General features: G+C 72.2%; 10 protein-coding genes and 3 pseudogenes. 4 read left to right on the forward strand and 9 right to left on the reverse strand.

Annotated elements, in window-relative coordinates:
- A pseudogene (locus PV682_RS37745) lies at nt 1-295 on the forward strand (FkbM family methyltransferase); the annotation flags it as partial.
- Nucleotides 296-313: 18 nt separating this feature from the next.
- Here PV682_RS37745 and PV682_RS37750 read toward each other — a convergent pair.
- The 3 genes from PV682_RS37750 to PV682_RS37760 form a co-directional block, all read right to left on the reverse strand.
- Nucleotides 314-832, reverse strand: coding sequence for an SMI1/KNR4 family protein (locus tag PV682_RS37750; RefSeq protein WP_319736314.1), 519 nt, complete (start codon nt 830-832; stop codon nt 314-316).
- 19 nt (nt 833-851) lie between these two features.
- Nucleotides 852-5,549 carry a DUF6531 domain-containing protein gene (locus PV682_RS37755; RefSeq protein ID WP_319736315.1) on the reverse strand — a complete coding sequence of 1,566 codons (4,698 nt, stop codon included), beginning with the start codon at nt 5,547-5,549 and terminating at the stop codon, nt 852-854.
- A 202-nt stretch (nt 5,550-5,751) separates the two neighbouring features.
- Entirely contained in the window at nt 5,752-6,573 is an 822-nt protein-coding gene (locus PV682_RS37760) for an aminoglycoside phosphotransferase family protein (protein ID WP_319736618.1), read from the reverse strand.
- Between the two features lie 15 nt (nt 6,574-6,588).
- Here PV682_RS37760 and PV682_RS37765 point away from each other — a divergent pair, with 15 nt between their 5' ends.
- Nucleotides 6,589-6,960 (forward strand): transposase, encoded by a 372-nt coding sequence (locus tag PV682_RS37765; RefSeq protein ID WP_319736320.1) that lies wholly within the window; start codon nt 6,589-6,591, stop codon nt 6,958-6,960.
- Here PV682_RS37765 and PV682_RS37770 read toward each other — a convergent pair.
- Nucleotides 6,939-7,235: a winged helix-turn-helix transcriptional regulator gene (locus tag PV682_RS37770; protein WP_319736626.1), complete on the reverse strand. Its 297-nt coding sequence runs from the start codon at nt 7,233-7,235 to the stop codon at nt 6,939-6,941. The two genes, PV682_RS37765 and PV682_RS37770, sit on opposite strands and share 22 nt — an antisense overlap.
- A 329-nt stretch (nt 7,236-7,564) precedes the next feature.
- Between PV682_RS37770 and PV682_RS37775 the strand changes: the two are divergent.
- Nucleotides 7,565-7,720 (forward strand): annotated as a pseudogene (locus tag PV682_RS37775) (carboxymuconolactone decarboxylase family protein); the annotation flags it as partial.
- 264 nt (nt 7,721-7,984) lie between these two features.
- Nucleotides 7,985-8,848: pseudogene (nadC, locus tag PV682_RS37780) on the forward strand (carboxylating nicotinate-nucleotide diphosphorylase); the annotation flags it as partial.
- A gap of 315 nt (nt 8,849-9,163) precedes the next feature.
- Here the strand turns inward: nadC and PV682_RS37785 are convergent.
- From PV682_RS37785 to PV682_RS37805, 5 genes are read right to left on the reverse strand one after another with little or no spacing between them, the layout of a single operon-like run.
- A complete protein-coding gene (locus tag PV682_RS37785; RefSeq protein WP_319736322.1) occupies nt 9,164-10,402 on the reverse strand; it encodes a TIGR02679 family protein in 1,239 nt (412 codons plus the stop codon).
- Nucleotides 10,399-10,590 carry a hypothetical protein gene (locus PV682_RS37790; RefSeq protein ID WP_319736323.1) on the reverse strand — a complete coding sequence of 64 codons (192 nt, stop codon included), beginning with the start codon at nt 10,588-10,590 and terminating at the stop codon, nt 10,399-10,401. Before PV682_RS37790 ends, PV682_RS37785 begins: the two co-directional genes overlap by 4 nt.
- Nucleotides 10,587-14,675, reverse strand: coding sequence for a TIGR02680 family protein (locus PV682_RS37795; RefSeq protein ID WP_319736325.1), 4,089 nt, complete (start codon nt 14,673-14,675; stop codon nt 10,587-10,589). The genes PV682_RS37790 and PV682_RS37795 overlap by 4 nt, the downstream gene beginning before the upstream one ends.
- On the reverse strand, nt 14,672-15,886 hold the full coding sequence (locus tag PV682_RS37800) for a TIGR02678 family protein (RefSeq protein ID WP_319736327.1): 1,215 nt from the start codon (nt 15,884-15,886) through the stop codon (nt 14,672-14,674). The genes PV682_RS37795 and PV682_RS37800 overlap by 4 nt, the downstream gene beginning before the upstream one ends.
- On the reverse strand, nt 15,883-17,424 hold the full coding sequence (locus PV682_RS37805; RefSeq protein ID WP_319736333.1) for a TIGR02677 family protein: 1,542 nt from the start codon (nt 17,422-17,424) through the stop codon (nt 15,883-15,885). Before PV682_RS37805 ends, PV682_RS37800 begins: the two co-directional genes overlap by 4 nt.
- Nucleotides 17,425-17,476: the final 52 nt, after the last annotated feature.

Genomic DNA, 17,476 nt, shown 5'->3' on the forward strand with positions numbered 1-17,476 from the left:
AGCCGGTGCCGTACGCGGACTGCTGCCCGTGCTGGGCCACCTCCGGGACGACGCCGAACTGCTCGTCGAGGTGACGCCGAGGCTGCTGGCCAAGCAAGGCCAGACCGTCGACGAGATCCTCAACCCCTTGCGCGACCACGGATTCCACCCCTACCGCGTCACCAACGACTACGACGCAGCCAGCTACCCACCAGCCCTACGCCACCCCGCATCGGCAACCCGCTGGCGAGAACCAGTCACGGAGATGACCGACCTGGTGTTCTCCCGCGTCGACGCCGAGGCACTGACGTCGTGACGCCATGGAGTCATGTGCCTACAGCTCCCGGGCCGGGCGGAACTCGTGCTGGGCCTGAGGGAACTGGCTCCAGAGGACCTCGGAGGTGATGTCCCCGGCCAGGACGGAGGCGAGGAAGCGGGTGACGGTCATGTCGTACCGCTCCCACTCGGAGTCGCTGTTGATAAGGAGGGGGCGGCTGTCGGGGTCGTCGCCGGGCTGGACGAGCCAGTACAGGTACTCCCCGTTGTCGGTGGTCGCCCAGCAGACGAGGCGGTTGCCTTCGATCTCCATCTCGGCGGGCTTGTCGTCGTACTGCCACAGGGAGGCGTTGGCCTCTTCCCGTTCCGCGGAGATCTTGAGCTGGTCGTAGACGTCGTTGGAACAGCCGGGTTCAAGGAGTAGCAGGTAGTTGTCGATGAGTCCCGCGCCGTAGGTGTCGATGAGTTCTTTATAGTCCGAAGGCAGGGTGGTTTCTGCGGTGTTCCAGTCCGGGCTCTGGCCGGTGGTGTGGGGACGGGGGAGTAGTTCAGCGAGGCGGGTCAGGTCGGGGGTCATCGGGGAAAAGGTCCTTTCTTCACCGTTTGCGGTTCCAGATGGTGAAGATATTGGTTCCGCCGGCGTCGCTGCCGTGCGGGTGCATCTGGAAGCCGTTGCTGCCGTGGGCCTCGATGGTCACGCCGAGGGGGATCTTCGCATGGTGGTCGGCGTAGATGGGGGTCACGCTGTACTGGATGATCTCGTTGTCGTTCTTCACCGCGTTGCGGATCTGGAGTTCGACCTGCCGCATGACGGGTGAGTTGGCGTAGCTGTGCATGGTGACGAAGTTCCGCGGGTCCTTGTTGGAGCCGCCGATCATCGCGGCGAGCAGGTGCGCGCGGTTGTATCCCTGGCCTGAGGCCCATCCGGCGGGGTCCACGCTGGGGTTGGTCTTGCCGCCGAGCATGTCGCCGGTGATGGTGGCGTGCATGGAGGTGGCCCGGTTGTGCGGCCCGAGCGCGCCGTACTGGACTCGGTCTCCCCAGGTGACGTCGCCCTCGTCGCACGGCGTGAGGCCCAGAGGGTCGCTCAGGGAGTGCGGGTTGTCGACGTAGGTGAGGGGGTTGGGGGCGGGCAGCAGGCCCAGGGGGTCCGGTGTGAGGTAGCGGGCGGATTCCGGGTCGTAGTGGCGGTGGTAGTTGTAGTGCAGTCCGGTTTCGGGGTCGTAGTACTGGCCCGGGAACCGTAGGGGGGTGTAGGCGGTGGCGTCCTTGTTCCAGGTGGTGGTGCCCCAGAGCGTGGCCCGGGTGCGCCAGGCCAACGTGCCGGTCTCGTCGATGAGCTCGGTCGGGGTTCCGATCTGGTCGGTGACGATCGCGAAGAACCGCTGGTCGATGACGTCTTGGGGAGCGTGGGCGAGTGCTTTGGTCTCGGTCTGGGTGATCGGGGTGCGGCCGTCGTGGTCCCAGGTGAGGGTGAGCTGTTCGGCGGAGTCCTGGGTGCGGGTGGTCTGCTCGCAGAGGGTGGCGCCGTCCCAGGTGAAGGTAGTGCGTTCGAGGACGGTCGTGCCGTCGGCGGCCATGCGGAGTTTTGCGGTCCGTCGGCCGAGCGCGTCGTAGGTGTAGCGCCAGAGGGCGCCGTCGGGGGTGGTGACGGCGACGAGCTGGTCCTCGGCGTTCCACTCGTAACGCCAGGTGTCGGGTTTCCGGGACAGGCGGGTCTTCTGGCGCAGGACGATCCGTCCCAGGGCGTCGTGCTCGTAGCGGACGCGCCCGGCCTGGGTGATGCGGGTTCCGTCGTAGGCGCGCGGGCCGGTCGCGTCCTGCCCGGGGTGCCCGGTAGGCCAGGACGCGGTGGTCTGGTTGCCCGCCGCGTCGTAGCCGTAGCTCTCGTTCCAGTGCGTGCCGTGGACGGCGGTGACGCGTCCCGCCGGGTCCAGGTCGAACTGCCGGAGACCGGTATGCAGGTCCTCGACACTGGTGAGGTGACCGTCCGCGCGATGTGCGTACGTCCTGCGCTGGATCAGCCATTGGTCACTGCCGGTGGTGACGGTCTGGCCGGTGAGCAGGCCCGAGACGCCGTAGCTGCTCGTCACGGTCGTGAACTGGTCGATGGTGCGGACGAGTTCACGTCCCGCCGGGTTGTGTGTGAAGTCGACAGTCCGTCCGGACACCGTCATGCGGACCGGGTCGGCGGTGCCGTGCTCCCAGGTGGTGACCGCTCCTGACGGGGTGGTCCGGGTCCGGCGTCGGCCGGTGCTGTCATAGGTGAGGTGGAGCGCGGTGCCGTCCACGGTCTGGGCGGTCAGGCGGCCGACGGTGTCGTAGGTGAACTCCAGGACGGTGTCCTGGGTGGTGGCGCGGGTCAGACGCGAGGCGGCGTCGTAGGTGTAGGAGGTACGGATACCGGGAGCTGTCTTGCCGGTCAGGCGGCCGGCCTCGTCGAAGGTGTAGGTGAGGGTCTCGCCCGCCGCGTTCGTACGGGTCGTGGGCTGGCCCGCCGCGTCGTAGGCGTAGTGGCTGGTGCGGCCGTCGAAGTCGGTCTCGGCTACCAGGCGGCCGACCGGGTCGTAGACGTAACTCCATGTCTGTCCGAGGGAGTTGGTGACCTGGGTGAGGCGTTGTTCGGTGTCGTGGTGGAAGCGGTGTCCTGTGCCGTCCGGAGCGGTCCGCGACAGCGGCAGGTCGAAGGGGCCGTAGGAGAAGAGGGTGTGGGCACCGAGGGGGTCGCGGTGGCTGGTGCAGTTGCCCTCGCCGTCCCAGGCCCACTGCTCGGTGCTGCCATCGGCGGCGGTGCGCTGGACCAGACGCCCTTCGGCGTCCCAGACCAGCTTGGTGGCGTGGCCGAGCGGGTCGGTGAGTTCGACGGCGCGTCCCAAGGCGTCGTAACGGGCAGCGCTCGTCGACTGCCGAGGGTCGCGGATCTCGGTGGGCAGGCCGGCGGGGTTCCTTTGTACGGTCGTTGTCGCGCCGAGCGGGTCGGTCACTTGCGTTACGGCGCCCGCCGCGTCGTGAGTGAACGTGTAGGTTGCCCCGTCCGCGTTGACGAGGGCGGTGCGGTTTCCGCGGGAGTCGAAGCGTTGGAGGACACGTGCGCCGTCGGGGCCGGTCAGTTCCACCGGCAGGTGCAGATCGTTGTACGTGATACGGGTCCCTGCCCCGCCGGGCTCGGTGACCTGGGTCAGGTCTCCGCCGGTCCATTCCCAGCGGGTGGTGCGGCCGAGGGGGTCGGTACGGGTGAGGAGGTGGTCGCGGTTGTCCCAGGTCTGGGTGGTGGTGTTGCCGAGCGGGTCGGTGATCGCGATGATCTGGCCGTGCGGGTTGGCGTGGTAGCGGGTGGCGTGGCCGAGGGAGTCGGTGTAGGTGGCGGTGGTGATGCCGCTTTCGTCCGGACCCGTGTACGCGATGGTCGAGTTGAGGATGCCGTCGGTGCCCCGGGTGGCGGTTACCCGGCCCTGTCCGTCGTACTCGTACGTGAACGTCGTGCCGTTGGAGTCGTGCCAGCCGGTGATCCGGTGTTCGCCGTCGTAGGTGAGGTGCAGCGGGGCGTCGACGGCGTTGCGGACCTCGGTGAGGTCGGCGCTGGTCTCGTCGTAGGCGAACGTGCGCAGGGCGGTGGGGGCGTCTTCGGTGAGGGCGTGTAGGGCGGTTATTCGGATCTGGTCGGCCGTGGTGGCGGTGGTGATCCGCAGGCGGTAGCCGCCTGTGTGGGTCACCGCGAGCGGAGCGTCGTTCTCGTCTCGCTCGACGGAGATGGTGTTGTCGTTGCGGTCCTCGATCGCTGCCAGCCACCAGGTGTTCGAGGCCGTTGTGGCGGGTTCGAAGTGGCGGGTCAGACCGGTGAAAGGATTCTCCACGGTCAGGACGTACGAGGTGCCGTGCGTGACGTAGGTCAGGGGCAGGGGGGTGCCGACGACGGGGAGGACCCGGTCGCCCGGGAGATCCGGGCGGCGGGGATAGACCAGGACCGAGCCGTCCTCGCGGTACCACCAGATGCCGCCCGACTTCTTGTCGTCGACCAGCCGTTCGTCCAGGGTGGACGCCCACGACGGGCCGAAGAAGCGGCCCGCCCGGTAGTCGCTGAGGTGGGTGCGGCGCAGGGTCAGTGGCAGGACGCCCGGCAGGTCCGCGTCGGTCTGTGTGAGCATCATCTGGCCGCTGGCCATGTCGATCGGGTCGCCGCACCATTCCCTGTTGTCGAGGGCATGGGACTGGCGGGAGAGCTTCACCTGGTCGATCTTCAGGCCGTCGCCGCCTTTGCGGCCGGAGGCAGGAATACCGCCATGCCCCTCCGAACCACCCCTTTTGCCGTCGTGTTTGCCGACGTCGACGCTCCTGGCCCGGTCGGCGACGCCCAGGTCGGTGTTCTTGTGCAGCCGGGAAGCAGCCCGGGTGCGCTCCGGGATGGTCTCCGTGATGTGCTTGGCGACCTTGTCGAGGGCCTTCTCCGTGCCCTTCAGGCCGCCGTGCAGCACGCTGTCGAACGCCTGCGTGAAGGGGTCGCGGCCCTTGCTCCGGCCGAACGCGCCCCTGGCCCGGCCCAGCGGCGAGGACGCCGCCAGCTTCAACTCCCCGCCGTGCCACGCGACTTTCCCCGCGCCGCCCTCGAACTCGGTGTGGTCGATCCGGGTCGCCTTCTCCGCACCGCCCCCGCCAGTCCCGCCTCCGGCCCCGGCTGAGGCGATCTGCATCCCGCCATGCCCGCCCGCGCTGTCGGGCATCGAGAACGCGCCCTCCGCCAGGTCGAGCACCATGTCCTCGACCATCGCCTCCAGCTTCGCGTTGACCGGCTCCGTGACCTTCGCGATCACCTCGTCGACGATCCGGTCCACCGCCTCGTCCACGATCCGCTTGACCACCTGCCGCATCGCCGCGATCTCGGCCGCGCCCAGCACCGCCGACAGACCACCCGTCACCCACGCCAGCCCGATGGACAGGCCCACCGAGCCCGCCATGATGGCGAGTTCGGCCTCCGCCTTCGTCTTCATCCCGAAGACGATGTCCGCGAGGATGTCGCAGGCGTCCGCGAACAGCCGCGCCAGCTCCGGGAGTTTCTCCAGGTGACCGGCCTTGACCTGTCCCCAGTGCCGCTCCATCGCGTCCACGGCCCAGCCCTCGGACGACGACAGGATCCGCGCGAACGCCAGATGCGCGTCACCGCCATGCCCCTCGAACTTCTCCGCGAACTCCCGCATGGCCGTGGCCATCTCGCGGTAGTCGTCCTCGTCCACGTTCGGGAACTTGATCCCGATGAAGTCCAGAACCTCGTCCAGCCAACCCGGAATCGTGTAACCCATCCCCGTGAACCCTTCCCGCCGCCCTGCGTTCGCTTGTTCGGACATCGTTCAAGCGTTGCGATCGAGAACCCTAGTAGGTGAGGGCGCCACCTGTGCAAGCAGGCGAAGAGCTGCTGATCCGAGCAACGGGCTATTCGGGCATTGGATAGGTGGAACGCGAGGAGAGATTTCGGGGGAGCCGGCTACACCCGTGCTCCTCGCGTCATCGCCCCAGGAGTCGCCGCCCGTACGTGGTGACCTGTTCGTCGCCATGGACGGTGCCATGGATCAGCCGGTTGGCGGCGTGTAGAGTGACCAGGCAGTTCAGCGCGTTTCGCTCCTCGGGGAGGAGATGGCGGCCGTAGCCGCGGTAGAAGCCGGCCTTCAGCGCGGGAACGTCGAGCCAGCGGCAGGCGAACGGGACCAGGTCCACGATGACAGGCGCGAACCTTGAGCGGCCGAAGTCGACCAGCGCGAGTTGGCTCTGTTCGGACCACACCCAGTGCCATTCATGCGGGTTGCCGTGGACGAATCCCAGCGGGAGCCGCTCAGTACGGCACAGTTCCTGTGCGGTACTCAGCACTGACTGCCGATCCTGGACCGACAGCCCCTCAACACCGTCGACTCTGCGCGCGACCGCTCCGGCGATGTGCGTGAGTGACTTCTGAGCGTTGGCGCGGGTCTCTGGAGACGAGGGTCTGGCGTGGTGCAATCGGGCGAGGAGGGAGCCGGCTTTCCGGTAGACCTCGACCCGGGTCGTGGCGGCCAGGCGTGCTCTGGCCACAGGGGTGCCGGGCACTGCGGTGGTGATGAGCGTCTGGAGTCTGTGGGAGGTGGAGTACAGCCGGGGTGCGCTGGCGGCGCCGAGGGTGGGAATGTGGTTCTGGTACGCGTGGATCTCTCGTTGATAAGCCGTGCGGTCGGCTGCCTGTTTGACGAAGAATCGCTCACGGCCACGTTGCCGTACGACCTGCCAGACGAGTGGACTGACGGTGGGGTGAGTGGAGGTGTCCCTCCCCTCGTAGCGTGGAGCCCGTGATTGCAGGGGAAGTTGGGATTCATGGGGTCCAGGAAGAAGCCGCCGTACGACGCCGAGTTCCGTGAGGGCGCGGTGCGCATCGTGGTCGAGACCGGGAAGCCGGTCGGGGAGGTCGCCGAGGAACTCGGCATCAACCCGGGCACGCTGCACGGCTGGGTGTCGCGGAGGTCGTCCGGCAGCGGCTGGAAGGGGGCTGGACGATCGAACCGGAGGACCTGGCCTCCATCTCGCCGTACTTGGCCGAGCACATCAACCGGTTCGGCGAGTGCTCTGCTCACGAGCCGGCGACTGGGGGGTTTCGCGGGCCGCGTGGGTCCGTGTCCCGAGTCGGCGGCCGTCAGATCACCGCTCCACCTGGTCGGGCGTGACCTTCACGTCTCCGTGGGCTCCTGATCGTTGGGTTCTTGCTCCTGTGCCCAGGTGGTCGCCCATTTGTCGAGCGGGCGGAGGGCGTGCCCGAGTGCTGTCCCCAGTTGAGTGAGCTTGTAGCCGTCGGCTGAGGGGGAGATGATCCCGCTCGATGTGAGTTCACGGAGCCGCTGGTAGAGGACGCTGGACGACAGCCCTTCGCACCGTGCCAGCAGCGCGCGGGCGCCGAGTGGACCCGCACGCAGTTCCCAGAGGATGCGCAGTGCCCATCGACGGCCGAGCAGGTCCATCGCGGCCATGAGGGGACGGCCGGTCGTCGATCCGCGAACCGGTGTTCCTGGGCGCGGTGTCGGCATACGGCCTCCTAGTCCTTGCGTTTCGTTATTCGAAACATTAGCATTCAGTCGGCGTTTCTGATTTCGAAACGAACTCGACGGGAGAGGCGATGTCGCGGATAGCCCTGCTGGACCCGCCGTACACCGACCAGGCCGGCGCACTGCTCGCGCGCATGATGCCCGGGGAGACCCCGCCGATCGGGCTGTTCCGGATGTTCGCCAGAAACATCCCCATGGCCGACGCCATGCACGGGTGGGGTCGCTACGAGTTGGGCAGGCAGCTGACCCTGACCATGCGGGAACGCGAGATCGTCATCGACCGGACGTGCGCGCTGTGCGGCTGCGAGTACGAGTGGGGCGTGCACATGGTGACGTTCGCCGAGCGGGTCGGACTCACCCGGGAGCAGGCGGCATCCCTGGTGCACGGCGGCCCCGATGACGCGTGCTGGACGTCCGAGAGGGAACGGCTGCTCATCCTCGCTGTCGATGAGCTGCACGAGCGTTCCGACATCGATGACGCGCTGTGGACACGGCTCGTGCCGGTCTTCGACGAGCTCCAGCTGCTCGATCTGCTTCTGCTGTGCGGGTGGTACCACGCCGTCAGCTTCGCCGCGCGCGCCGCGCGCGTGCCGTACGAGCCCGGCGCCCCCCGCTTCGCCGACTTCCTCCCCACCACGGCTCACCGCGAAGGAGCAGCAGCCGAGACCACCCCGGAGCTGCTGGCCGCCGCCGGGCTGGATCCCGTGGTGGTCGAGGACGTCGCGCGCCTGGCCATCGAGGAGGACCTCGACCAGGGCGCCGACGTGACCACGGTGGCCACCGTGCCCGAGGACGCCCGCGCGACGGGCGACTTCACCGCCCGCGAGGCCGGTGTGGTGACCGGGCTACCGGTGGCCGAGGCGGTCCTGTCGGTGGTGTGCGGCGACGACTTCGCGGTCGAGCGGCACGTGGCCGACGGCGAGTCGGTGGCCGCCGGCCAGCGGCTGCTCACGGTCACCGCCCGCACCCGGGACCTGCTGACCGCCGAGCGCAGCGCGTTGAACCTGCTGTGCCGGCTGTCCGGCATCGCCACCGCGACCAACAGGTGGGTGCTGGCGATCGAGGGCACCAGGGCGCAGGTGCGCGACACCCGCAAGACCACGCCGGGGCTGCGGTCGCTGGAGAAGTACGCGGTGCGCTGCGGCGGCGGCGCCAACTACCGGATGTCGCTCTCGGACGCCGCCCTGGTCAAGGACAACCACGTGATCGCGGCCGGTGGCGTCGCCCGGGCGTTCGCGCTGGTCCGCGCGGAGTTCCCGGACGTGCCGGTCGAGGTCGAGGTCGACACCCTGCACCAGGTACGGGAGGCGCTGGCCGCGGGTGCGGACCTGATCCTGCTGGACAACTTCACGCCCGACGAGACCGCCGAGGCGGTCACCGTCGTCGCCGGCCGGGCCCTCCTGGAGTCCTCCGGGCGGCTCACCCTGGCCACCGCCCGCGCGTACGCCGAGACGGGCGTGAACTTCCTGTCCGTCGGAGCCCTCACGCACTCCGCCCCGATCCTGGACATCGGCCTCGACCTGCGCGCGGAAGCGTAGAGGCGGACACCGCCCACCATCGCCGTCGGCAACACCCACACCGTGCTGGGGCTGTTCGACGGGCAGGAGATCGCCGGGCCACGTGGTCGAGAGGCCACTTGGCGAGCAACTGCCGCGGATCTGCTGATGAGGGTCTGTCGGCGAGGGCGTCGGTGCAGGTGCGTCAGGAGTGCGCGCGGACCGCACCAGAAACTGAGGTGGGCGACTCGGCCGATGACTTCGCTGTCCTGAACGGACTTGGCGGATCAGGAAGCGGGGTGGGTGCTCGGCACGCCCCCGGCCCTGGGACGTCCGTCGGTATCGCCGCCCGCGGTTTCAGGGCGTGAGGTCGGCCAGCAGGACGTCCAGGACGGTCTCCTCGTCGATGCGCAGGCCGAGTTCGGTGAGGGCCGGGGCCAGGGCGGGGTCCCAGGGGGCGGTGGTGGGGGTGCCGGTCAGGGGTGGGGCCAGGGGAGTGGTGGCGGCTGCGGTGCGGTAGTCGGCGGCGGTGTAGTGCCAGGGGCTGAAGGGGACGTGGCTCAGCAGGGCGCGGGCGATGCGCAGGCCGCCCCAGTCGAAGTCGCCGTGGTAGCGGAGGCGGGAGCCCTGGGTGTGGAGGTGGCGCAGCAGGGTGAGGGCGGCGGCCGAGGGCTGGCCCTGGAGGCAGACCAGGGGTGGGCATGCCGGGCCGTGGGTGTCGGCGGCGGTGGCGAGGACGGCCGGGTTCTCGCAGACGTGGACGATGGCGGGCGCGGTCCTTGGTGGGGTGCGGGTGAGCTGGCGCAGGGTCAGGACGGCTGGTTCGCCCGTGTCGGTCAGCCAGTCGAGGGCGGGTGTGCCGCGCAGGCCCACGGTCAGGACGGTTGAGGAGAGGGCGTCGCGCAGCAGGCCGGCCGATGCCCATGCCTCCCGGCGCCACTCGGCTCCGGTGCCGTCCGGGAAGCCGGTCAGGGCGCGGGCGCCGGACAGGACGAGGGTGGCGAGCGGGGTTCCGTCGTCGAGGGCGTGGGCGTCACCGAGTGTGCCGGCGGCGAAGGCGGCGAGGGACATGGCGGGGTCGGCGGGCAGTGCCCGCAGGGCTGTCGCGGCGTCGGTGAGGAGGTGCTTCGCGGTGGGCGGGGTGCGCGCGAGGCGGCGTACGAGGCCGTCGCCGCGCAACCGGTCGGCCCAGCCGGTGAGTTGGGGCGGGAGTGCGTCGAGCGGGGTGTACGCGTCCTGCCAGGCGCTCGCCTCCTGGGCGCGGACGTCGGCGAGACGCGGGACGGGGCCGGTGAGCGCGGTCACGGCCGGGGCGAGCCCCTCGGGGCTGACGCCGGAGCGGCGCAGGACGGCGTCCACCGCGTCGAGACGCACGGTCAGCGAACCCGCGGCGCGCGGGGCACGGCCCAGCAGGCGCTCGGCGGCGGCCCGTTCGGCGGCGCTGGGGGCGGCCAGGGTGACCGGGCCGGTGAGAGGTTCGTCCCGCTCCAGACGGCGGCGCACGCGCTCGACCAGCCAGCCGAGACCGGGGTCGCCCAGCAGGCGGGTGAGGCGGTCGCGGTCGACCTGCGGGCCGGGGAGGCCGGGCGTGCTCATACGGACCGCGCTTCCTGGCCGGGGGCGGTCGGCAGCCGGCCGGGGCGGTCGCGGTCGACATGCGGGCCGGGAGAGCCGGGGGTGCCCATGCCCACCACCGCCGCGGGCCCGCCGACCATGAGCCCGTGTTCCGACCCGGTGCCGGGGACGCCCTCGCCCGGCGGGCCGCAGCCGTCGCAAGCGCTCACGCCCACAGCACCTCCTGGTCGGCATCGGACTCCCCACCGGCCGCGAGCCGGTGCTCCGGCTCGGCGCCCCGCAGCCGCTCGGTGCCGTCCCACTCCCAGCGGGTCACCAGGACCGCGGCGATCTCGTCGACACGGGACAGCTGGGCGATGGCGATGCCGGGGACCTGCGGATAGCAGGCCCATTCGCGTTCGGACGTCATCACCACGTCCAGGTCGAAGGCGTGCAGCAGCCCCAGGCACTTGGCGCGCGAGTCGTCGTCCACCCCCGCGAACGCCTCGTCCAGGGTGACCAGGCGCGGGGCGTCGGGGGCGGCGGTCGCGTAGTGCGAGGAGGCGGCGGCGAACAGCGGTACGGACATGGCGAGGACACGCTCGCCGCCGGAGGCGGGCCCGGTGGCCGGGACCCACCTGCCGTGCTGGTCGCGCTCGACACCGAACTCGTGCCAGGAGCGGTAGTCGAGCGCTGCGGTGAGCACCTCCAGCCAGCCGCCCGCCGCGTCGTCGCTCTGCCGGCGGGCGATCTCGGCCTGGAGGAACTCCCCGACCGCCGCCCGCTCCTCGGGCGCCCACGCGTCCGCCGACTGCCGCAGCCGTTTACGGGCCTGCTCAAGCCCGGTCGGCGCCTTGCGCGAAGGTCGCCACACCAGCCGCAGCCGCATGCCGGTGGACGTGGGCCGCTCCTCCAGCTCGGCGTTCATCGCCGCCACCTGCCGCTCGGCCGCCTGGATCAGCTCCTGCAAGGTCCCCGCGACCTCGGTCAGCAGGTGGGTCTCCAGGATCTCGCGTTCGTGCGCGGACAGGATGCGCGCCAGCTCGGCCACCTCCGCGGCGAGGGCCCCGGCCAGCTCGGGAACCGTCCGCCGGCGGCCCTGGTAGACGATGTCGACGACCATGCCGTCCTCCACCATGGTCGCGGTGGCGGTGTGGCCGCCGCGCGAGAGGGCGTCCTGGAGCTTCTTGTACTCCTCGCTCAGCCGCTTCTGCACCCGCTCCCAGGCGCCGTCGGAGTCGTCGGTGGACGACAGGTCCGCCTCGACGGCCCGGGCCAGCGCGATCGCCGGGGTCGCCGCCCACGGCCCGCCGTCCGACGCGGGCACGGCCGCCTCGGGCAGGGCGACGGCCAGCAGACCGGTGCCCGCGAACCGCTGGAGCGCCGCGATGGCCTCCGCACGGGAGGCGGCGGCCTCGCGCACGTCCTTGGCCAACTGCTCGATACGGCCCTCGGCGTGGCCGACACGGCGGCCGGCCGCCGCGTGTTCCTCGCGGGAACGGCGCTGGTCGCGCTCGCACGCCGTAAGCGCCTCGGCGGTGGCGGCCAGAAGCCGTTCCAGCTCGGCGACGGCGGTGCCGACCGTGGCCCGCAACGTGGTGTGCCGTTCATCGGCGGCGGTCGCGAGACGGGCCGACTCCTCGGCGCGCAGCGCCAGTTCGGCCACCCGGTCGCCCGCACGCCCGGCCTCGGCGCGCTCCTCGTCGGCGGCGCGTCCGGCGTCGGCCCGCTCGCGCAGGGCGGGCCACAGAGCGGCGAGGACGGCGGTGTAGTCGGCCAGTGCCTGGCGCACAGCCGTCAGTCCCGGCCGGTCGGCGGGCAGGTTCACGGCGGCTGCCGTGTCGGTGAGCTCGGTGGCGGCCTCGGCCTCCGCGCCGGCCGCCTCGGCCAGCTCACCGGCGCGTTCGTCCTGGCGGGCACGGGCCCGGTGGGCGGCATCCGCTGCGGCCGAGGCCAGCGCGTGCGCGTCACGCAGGGCGGCGTCGTCGGGGACGGCGGCCAGCTCGGCGTCCAGGGTCCGGCGACTGCGGGCCACCTCGGCCTGCTCCGCCTCCGCCGCCTCCAACTGGCCCGCGACGACGCCGAGTTCCTCGCGCAGGACGGCGATCCGGGCCCGGCGCGCCTCCTCACGGGCGCCCTCACCGACGTACGCGGCACTCGCCTTCGACCAACTGCCCCGCAGGGCGCCGACGCGGAAACCGCCGTCCGCCGTGATCCAGGTGTCGCCCGCACTGCCGGAGCCCAGCCCCACGGCGGCCAGGAGCCGGGCCACCGTCGGCTCGCCGACCTCAGCGGCCCGCGCGTCGCCGTGGTCCACGGCCGGACGCAGCACCTCGGCGAGCGTGCTCCCGGGAAGCGGGTCACCCGGCGACACCAGCACATCGTGCCCGTCCCCGCTGAGGGCGGTACCGTCCGGGCACACCCAGGCGTCCAGCAGCCCGGACGCCTCCAACGCCGCCTCCAGGCCCGCGCGTTCACCGGCACCGACCTGGTCGTGGAAGTCGACGAGACGCCACAGCGGAGCGCCCGGCGCCTGGTCGCGCACACCGGGGGTACGGGTGTGCGGCGCCGCGGGTCCGCGCTGGCCGCCCGCCTCCAGGTCGCCCAGCTCCCGCTCGGCCTCGGCGCGCCGGGCCTCCAGGCCGGCCAGCCGCTGCCCGAGCGAGGCCGCCGCGTCGGCCAGGCGTGCGGCCCGCGCGCGATGGGCGTCGGCGGTGTGCACGCGTGCGGGGGAGGGGCCGCGCAGGTGCGTGACCCAGTCCTGGAGAGCGTCCAGCAGGCCCGCCGGGTCAGCGGGCGTCAACTCCTCGCACACATCCAGGTGTTCACGGACCGAGGCGACCAGCTCCCGGCCCGCGTCGGTCGCGGCCGACTCCGCCTCGGCCTGGCGTGCGGCGGTGTGTCCGGCCTCGGTCTGGGCCTCGTCCAGGCGGCGGGCGGCGGCGCGCCGCTCGGCCGCCGCCTCCTCGGCACGCGCCGCCAGCTCCTCCACGTGGTCGAGGGTGCGCCGCCTGCGCGCCACCGGCTCCTCGGCCGCGCGCCGCAGTTCGGGCTCCGGCGCGCCCTCGGTGCGCACCTCGCCGTCGAGGCGGGCGGCCGAGGCCGCCTCCCGCGCCCGGGCGAGCGTGTCCGCGACCTGCTGTCCGGCCGCCGCCAGCCGCCGTCCGGCGGTCTCGAAGCGGCCCAGCGCCCGCGTGTGCGCCTGGGCCGCCTGCTCCCGGTCCCCCTCGGCGCGCCGCAGCTCACCGGCCGTACGGCGGGCCTCGGCCGCCGCCTGCTCCAGCTCCCGGGCACTGCGCATCTCGGGGCCCTCGCGCAGCGCGGCGTCCTGCGCCGTGAGGCGGGTGGCGCTCTCCTCCAGGTCCGCGATCCGCCCGGCGATCAGCTCCCGCTCCTCCTCGGCCCCCGCCCGGTCGCTCTGGGCCTGGGCGAGATCGCGGCCCAACTGCTCGTAGCGGGCGTGCTCGTGACGGGGCAGCCGGGCGCGGCGGCGGGCGGCGACCCGGGCGTAACGGCGGTAGTGCTCCAGGAACGCGGAGGCCGCCCGTTCGGCCTCGCCGGCCGCCCGCAGCTCCTCCTTCTCCTCGTCCAGGGAGCGGAACGCCTCGGCGACATCGGCGATCACCGCCTGGTCCATCGGCGGCAGCGCCTCGGTGAGGGCACGCGACAGCGCCGCCTCGTTGGGCCGCTTCGACAACTGCGGCTGACGCAACTGCACCAGCAGGTCCACCAGCGCCGCGTACCGCCGCTCACCCAGCCCGAAGAGGGCCTCGTCCACCGCCCTGCGGTACGCCGTCGCCGTGTCGTACACCATGCCGTGCCCGGCGAGCGCCTCCGCGAGCCGGTCGCGCGACAGCGCCGTGCCGGTCGCGTCCAGCAGGCTCAGGTCCGCGCCGATCCGCTGGTCGGTGACGGCGTACCAGTGGCGGGCGATACCGCGCCCCTCCACCGCCTTGAGGCCGCAGGCGAGGGTGAGGAAGTGCTCTTGCCCGTCGGTCTCGTCACGGCGGCCGAACTCGATCCAGGTGTAGCCGAGCCGCTCGGGGTGCGGATGCTGCCCGCCCAGCAGCAGGTTCCACTCCATACGCTTGCCCGGGTCCGCGTCGGGCTCCACCCGCCGCGCGGACAGATCGCCGTCCAGCAGGAACGGCAGGGTCAGCGCCAGGACCTTCGACTTGCCGGTGCCGTTGTTGCCGCGCAGCAGCAGCCGCCCGTCGCGGAACCAGAACTCCTCGGTGTCGTAGTAGAAGAGGTCCACCAGGCCGATGCGCAACGGCCGCCACCGGCCGGGCGCGGGGGAGGGCAGGGCGGTCACGGTCGCTGCGCCTTTCGTGGGGATTCCTTGACGACGGTCTCGCCGACCGCGTACCGGGCCAGCGCCGGCAGCGGGGCGGCGCCCCCGGGGACGAGGGCGACCAGACCGAGCGCGGTCAGCTTGGCCAGCGCCAGCTCCACCAACTCGCCCTCCGCGCCCGGCTGCCGGGCACTCTTGGACCAGAACCCGCCGTGCTCGACCGCCAGTTCCGCCACCCGGCGCTCCAACTCGGCCCGGCTCACCGCGCCGTCCGAGGCCGCCAGGTGCTCGGCGAGCAGCAGGGTGACATGGCCGTGGGTGCCCTGCTCGGGCATCCGGACGTCGGTCAGGTCGTCCAGCGGGTCGACCATGGCGATCCCCTCCGCCCGCACCTCGGCGACCAGGCCGGTCAGTTCGGTGATCCGGGCGGCGATGAAGGCCCGCTGACGGGTCAGGTAGGCCAGCTCCTCGTCGGTGAGACCGGCGTAGTACAGCACCGGGTCGTCCAGCAGACGCCGGGTCAGGCGCTGGCGGACGGCACGGAAGCGCAGTTCGTCGCTGTCCAGGGCGCTCTCGGCGGTCAGCTCGGCCAGCCGGTCCTCGAAACCGTCGGCGCCGATCAGGGACGGGCCGCGCCGGGCGGCGAGCAGACCGGCCAGGACGCGGCGCTGGACGTCGTAGAGCACGTCGCCCGCCCCGCTGACGTAGGCGTCCTCGTCCCCGGCGACCCGCCGCAGCACCCCGTGGCGCAGGAGCAGGCGGACCACCGCCGCCAGGTCGAGGCGTTCGTCGCGGCGCTCCAGCGTGAACGCGATACCGGCGGCGGCCAGGTGGGGATCGGCGGCGTCCAGGACCACCTGTTCCGCGAGCCGGCCCAGCGCGATCTGCGCCTCGCCCCGCTCCAGCGCGGCCAGCGCCAGGCACAGCAGCACATAGCGGCGCCGGGTGAAGGGGACACGGGCACGGGACGCCTCGCGCGCCGGATGCGTCGGGTCGGTCAGGGTGCCGGGTGTCCGGCTCAGCCGGGCCGCCTCCGCGTCCACCCGCAGCGGCCAGCCGGTGTTGCGGTCGAACCAGTCGCGCAGGTCGGCGGCGTGCCGGCGCACCAGCCGGAACTCGTCGGCGTGCGGGCCGTGCGCGAGCAGCAGCGGCTCCTTGAGCAGGGCACGGGCGGCCTTGTGGAACTCGGCGGTGCGCCGGTTCTCCAGCACCTCGCCCAGCGGTGTGGTCACGGGCGCCCTTCCACAGGGGTGATCTCGACGGTGTGGTCCGGGCCGCGGAAGACACCGCCGGGCGTGCGTATCTCGGCCGTCGTCCCGTCGGACAGGGCGGCGAGCCGGATCTCCATCGTGCCGTCGTTGCTGGTCGCCACGGTCGTCGTCGTGCCGGGCCGCCAGGTGGCCAGCGCGTCGCCCAGCAGTTGGAGGAAGAGGCGGAAGGCGAGCGGGTCCAGTTCGCCGAGCGCGGACAGCCGGGTGACGCCGTTCGTCGCGAGGCGGGCGCGGGCCGCCGCGATCTCCCGCGTCTGCTGCGCGGCGATCTCGGCGAGGTGGCGCCGCTGCTCGGAGCGGTCCTGCACCCGGCGGGCCTTGCCGCGCCGCTCGTAGCTGCCGGTGCGGCGCAACTGCGGGCTGATACGCAGCGGTTCGGCCTCGGCCCACGGGGTGGACGCGGCCACCGGGCGGGCCGCGCGCCGGTCGAGGGTGGCGGCGTCCACGGTCAGGTGACGTGCCGGGTACAGGCCGAACGCGGCCCGCCACAGCCGGTGGCGCGCCTCGTCGTCGGGGGCCTCGGCGAACCAGCGGGCCAGCGCGCGGAAGTCCGCCGAGCGGTCCGAGCGCCCGGCCCGCCGCTCGTTCAACTGCCGCACCACCGCCAGGAGTTGCGGGATCGCCCCGAGGGCGCGGCCCCGCAGCAGCCTCGCCTGCGACTCGCGGCCGTCCGCCGACACGAACCAGGCGGCGAGCCCCGACCACTTCGCCGACCACAGCCCGTACGCCCCGGCCTCGGCGCTCTCGGCCTCGTCCGGAGCGGCGTCGGCCGCCTCCCGCGCCGCCGCCAGGCGCAGCAGCGCGTCGACCCGGCCCCGCTCCTCCAACTCGCCGATGAGCAGGGCGATCCGGCCGCCCAGGGTGATCAGGTCCTGGATGAAGCGTTCCAGGTACTGGATCAGCCGGTCCTTGTAGGCGAGGAAGACCTCGACGTCCACGTCGTGCAGGTCGATCGTGCGCTGCAACGACCCCATGAACGCCCGCGCGTTCTCCGCCAGCGCCTCGAACCGGGCGGTCAGCGCGGACAGGGCCAGGTGCGCCTTGGCCGGGTCCGGCTCACCGGTGAGCACCAGCAGGGCCCGCAGCTGCGTGACGATGTCGTGCAGGGCCACCGCCTGGAGTGCGCCGCGCCGCCCCAGCGCCTCGTCGTACACGGACAGCGCCTGCTCGGTGGCCTCGCCGGCCCGGGTGAGCTGGTAGATGAAGCGCTTGCGGTAGAAGTCCTCGACCGCCGTCACCCGGGACGTGTCCGGGTCCGCCCGCAGATTGCCCCAGCCGACGAGGCTGTCGAGGGCCTTGACTACGGTGTCCTGGTCGGCGGGACGGTGTTCCGGCTCCAGCGCCGCGTGCACGTCCTCGGGCCGCAGGTGCACCGCGAAGCGCTCCTTGGCCGCGAGGAACACGCGCATCACCCGGCGGTAGAGGGCCGCGTTGGGCGCGGTGAGATGGGCGAAGGGGGCGTACTCGGCTCGGGCGGGTTCGGAGGGCGTCGACGTCATCGTGCGGACATTGTCCCTGACGCGGACCCCGGTTCTGTAGCCGTGGCCAATG

This window comes from Streptomyces niveiscabiei (assembly GCF_033794345.1).
Taxonomy (GTDB): Bacteria; Actinomycetota; Actinomycetes; order Streptomycetales; family Streptomycetaceae; genus Streptomyces; species Streptomyces niveiscabiei.

Coding starts and splice junctions, on each gene's coding strand:
- PV682_RS37750 (WP_319736314.1), bottom strand. CDS start 832: ATGACCCCCGACCTGACCCGCCTCGCTGAACTACTCCCCCGTCCCCAC.
- PV682_RS37755 (WP_319736315.1), bottom strand. CDS start 5,549: ATGGGTTACACGATTCCGGGTTGGCTGGACGAGGTTCTGGACTTCATC.
- PV682_RS37765 (WP_319736320.1), top strand. CDS start 6,589: ATGGGGTCCAGGAAGAAGCCGCCGTACGACGCCGAGTTCCGTGAGGGC.
- PV682_RS37770 (WP_319736626.1), bottom strand. CDS start 7,235: ATGGCCGCGATGGACCTGCTCGGCCGTCGATGGGCACTGCGCATCCTC.
- PV682_RS37785 (WP_319736322.1), bottom strand. CDS start 10,402: ATGAGCACGCCCGGCCTCCCCGGCCCGCAGGTCGACCGCGACCGCCTC.
- PV682_RS37805 (WP_319736333.1), bottom strand. CDS start 17,424: ATGACGTCGACGCCCTCCGAACCCGCCCGAGCCGAGTACGCCCCCTTC.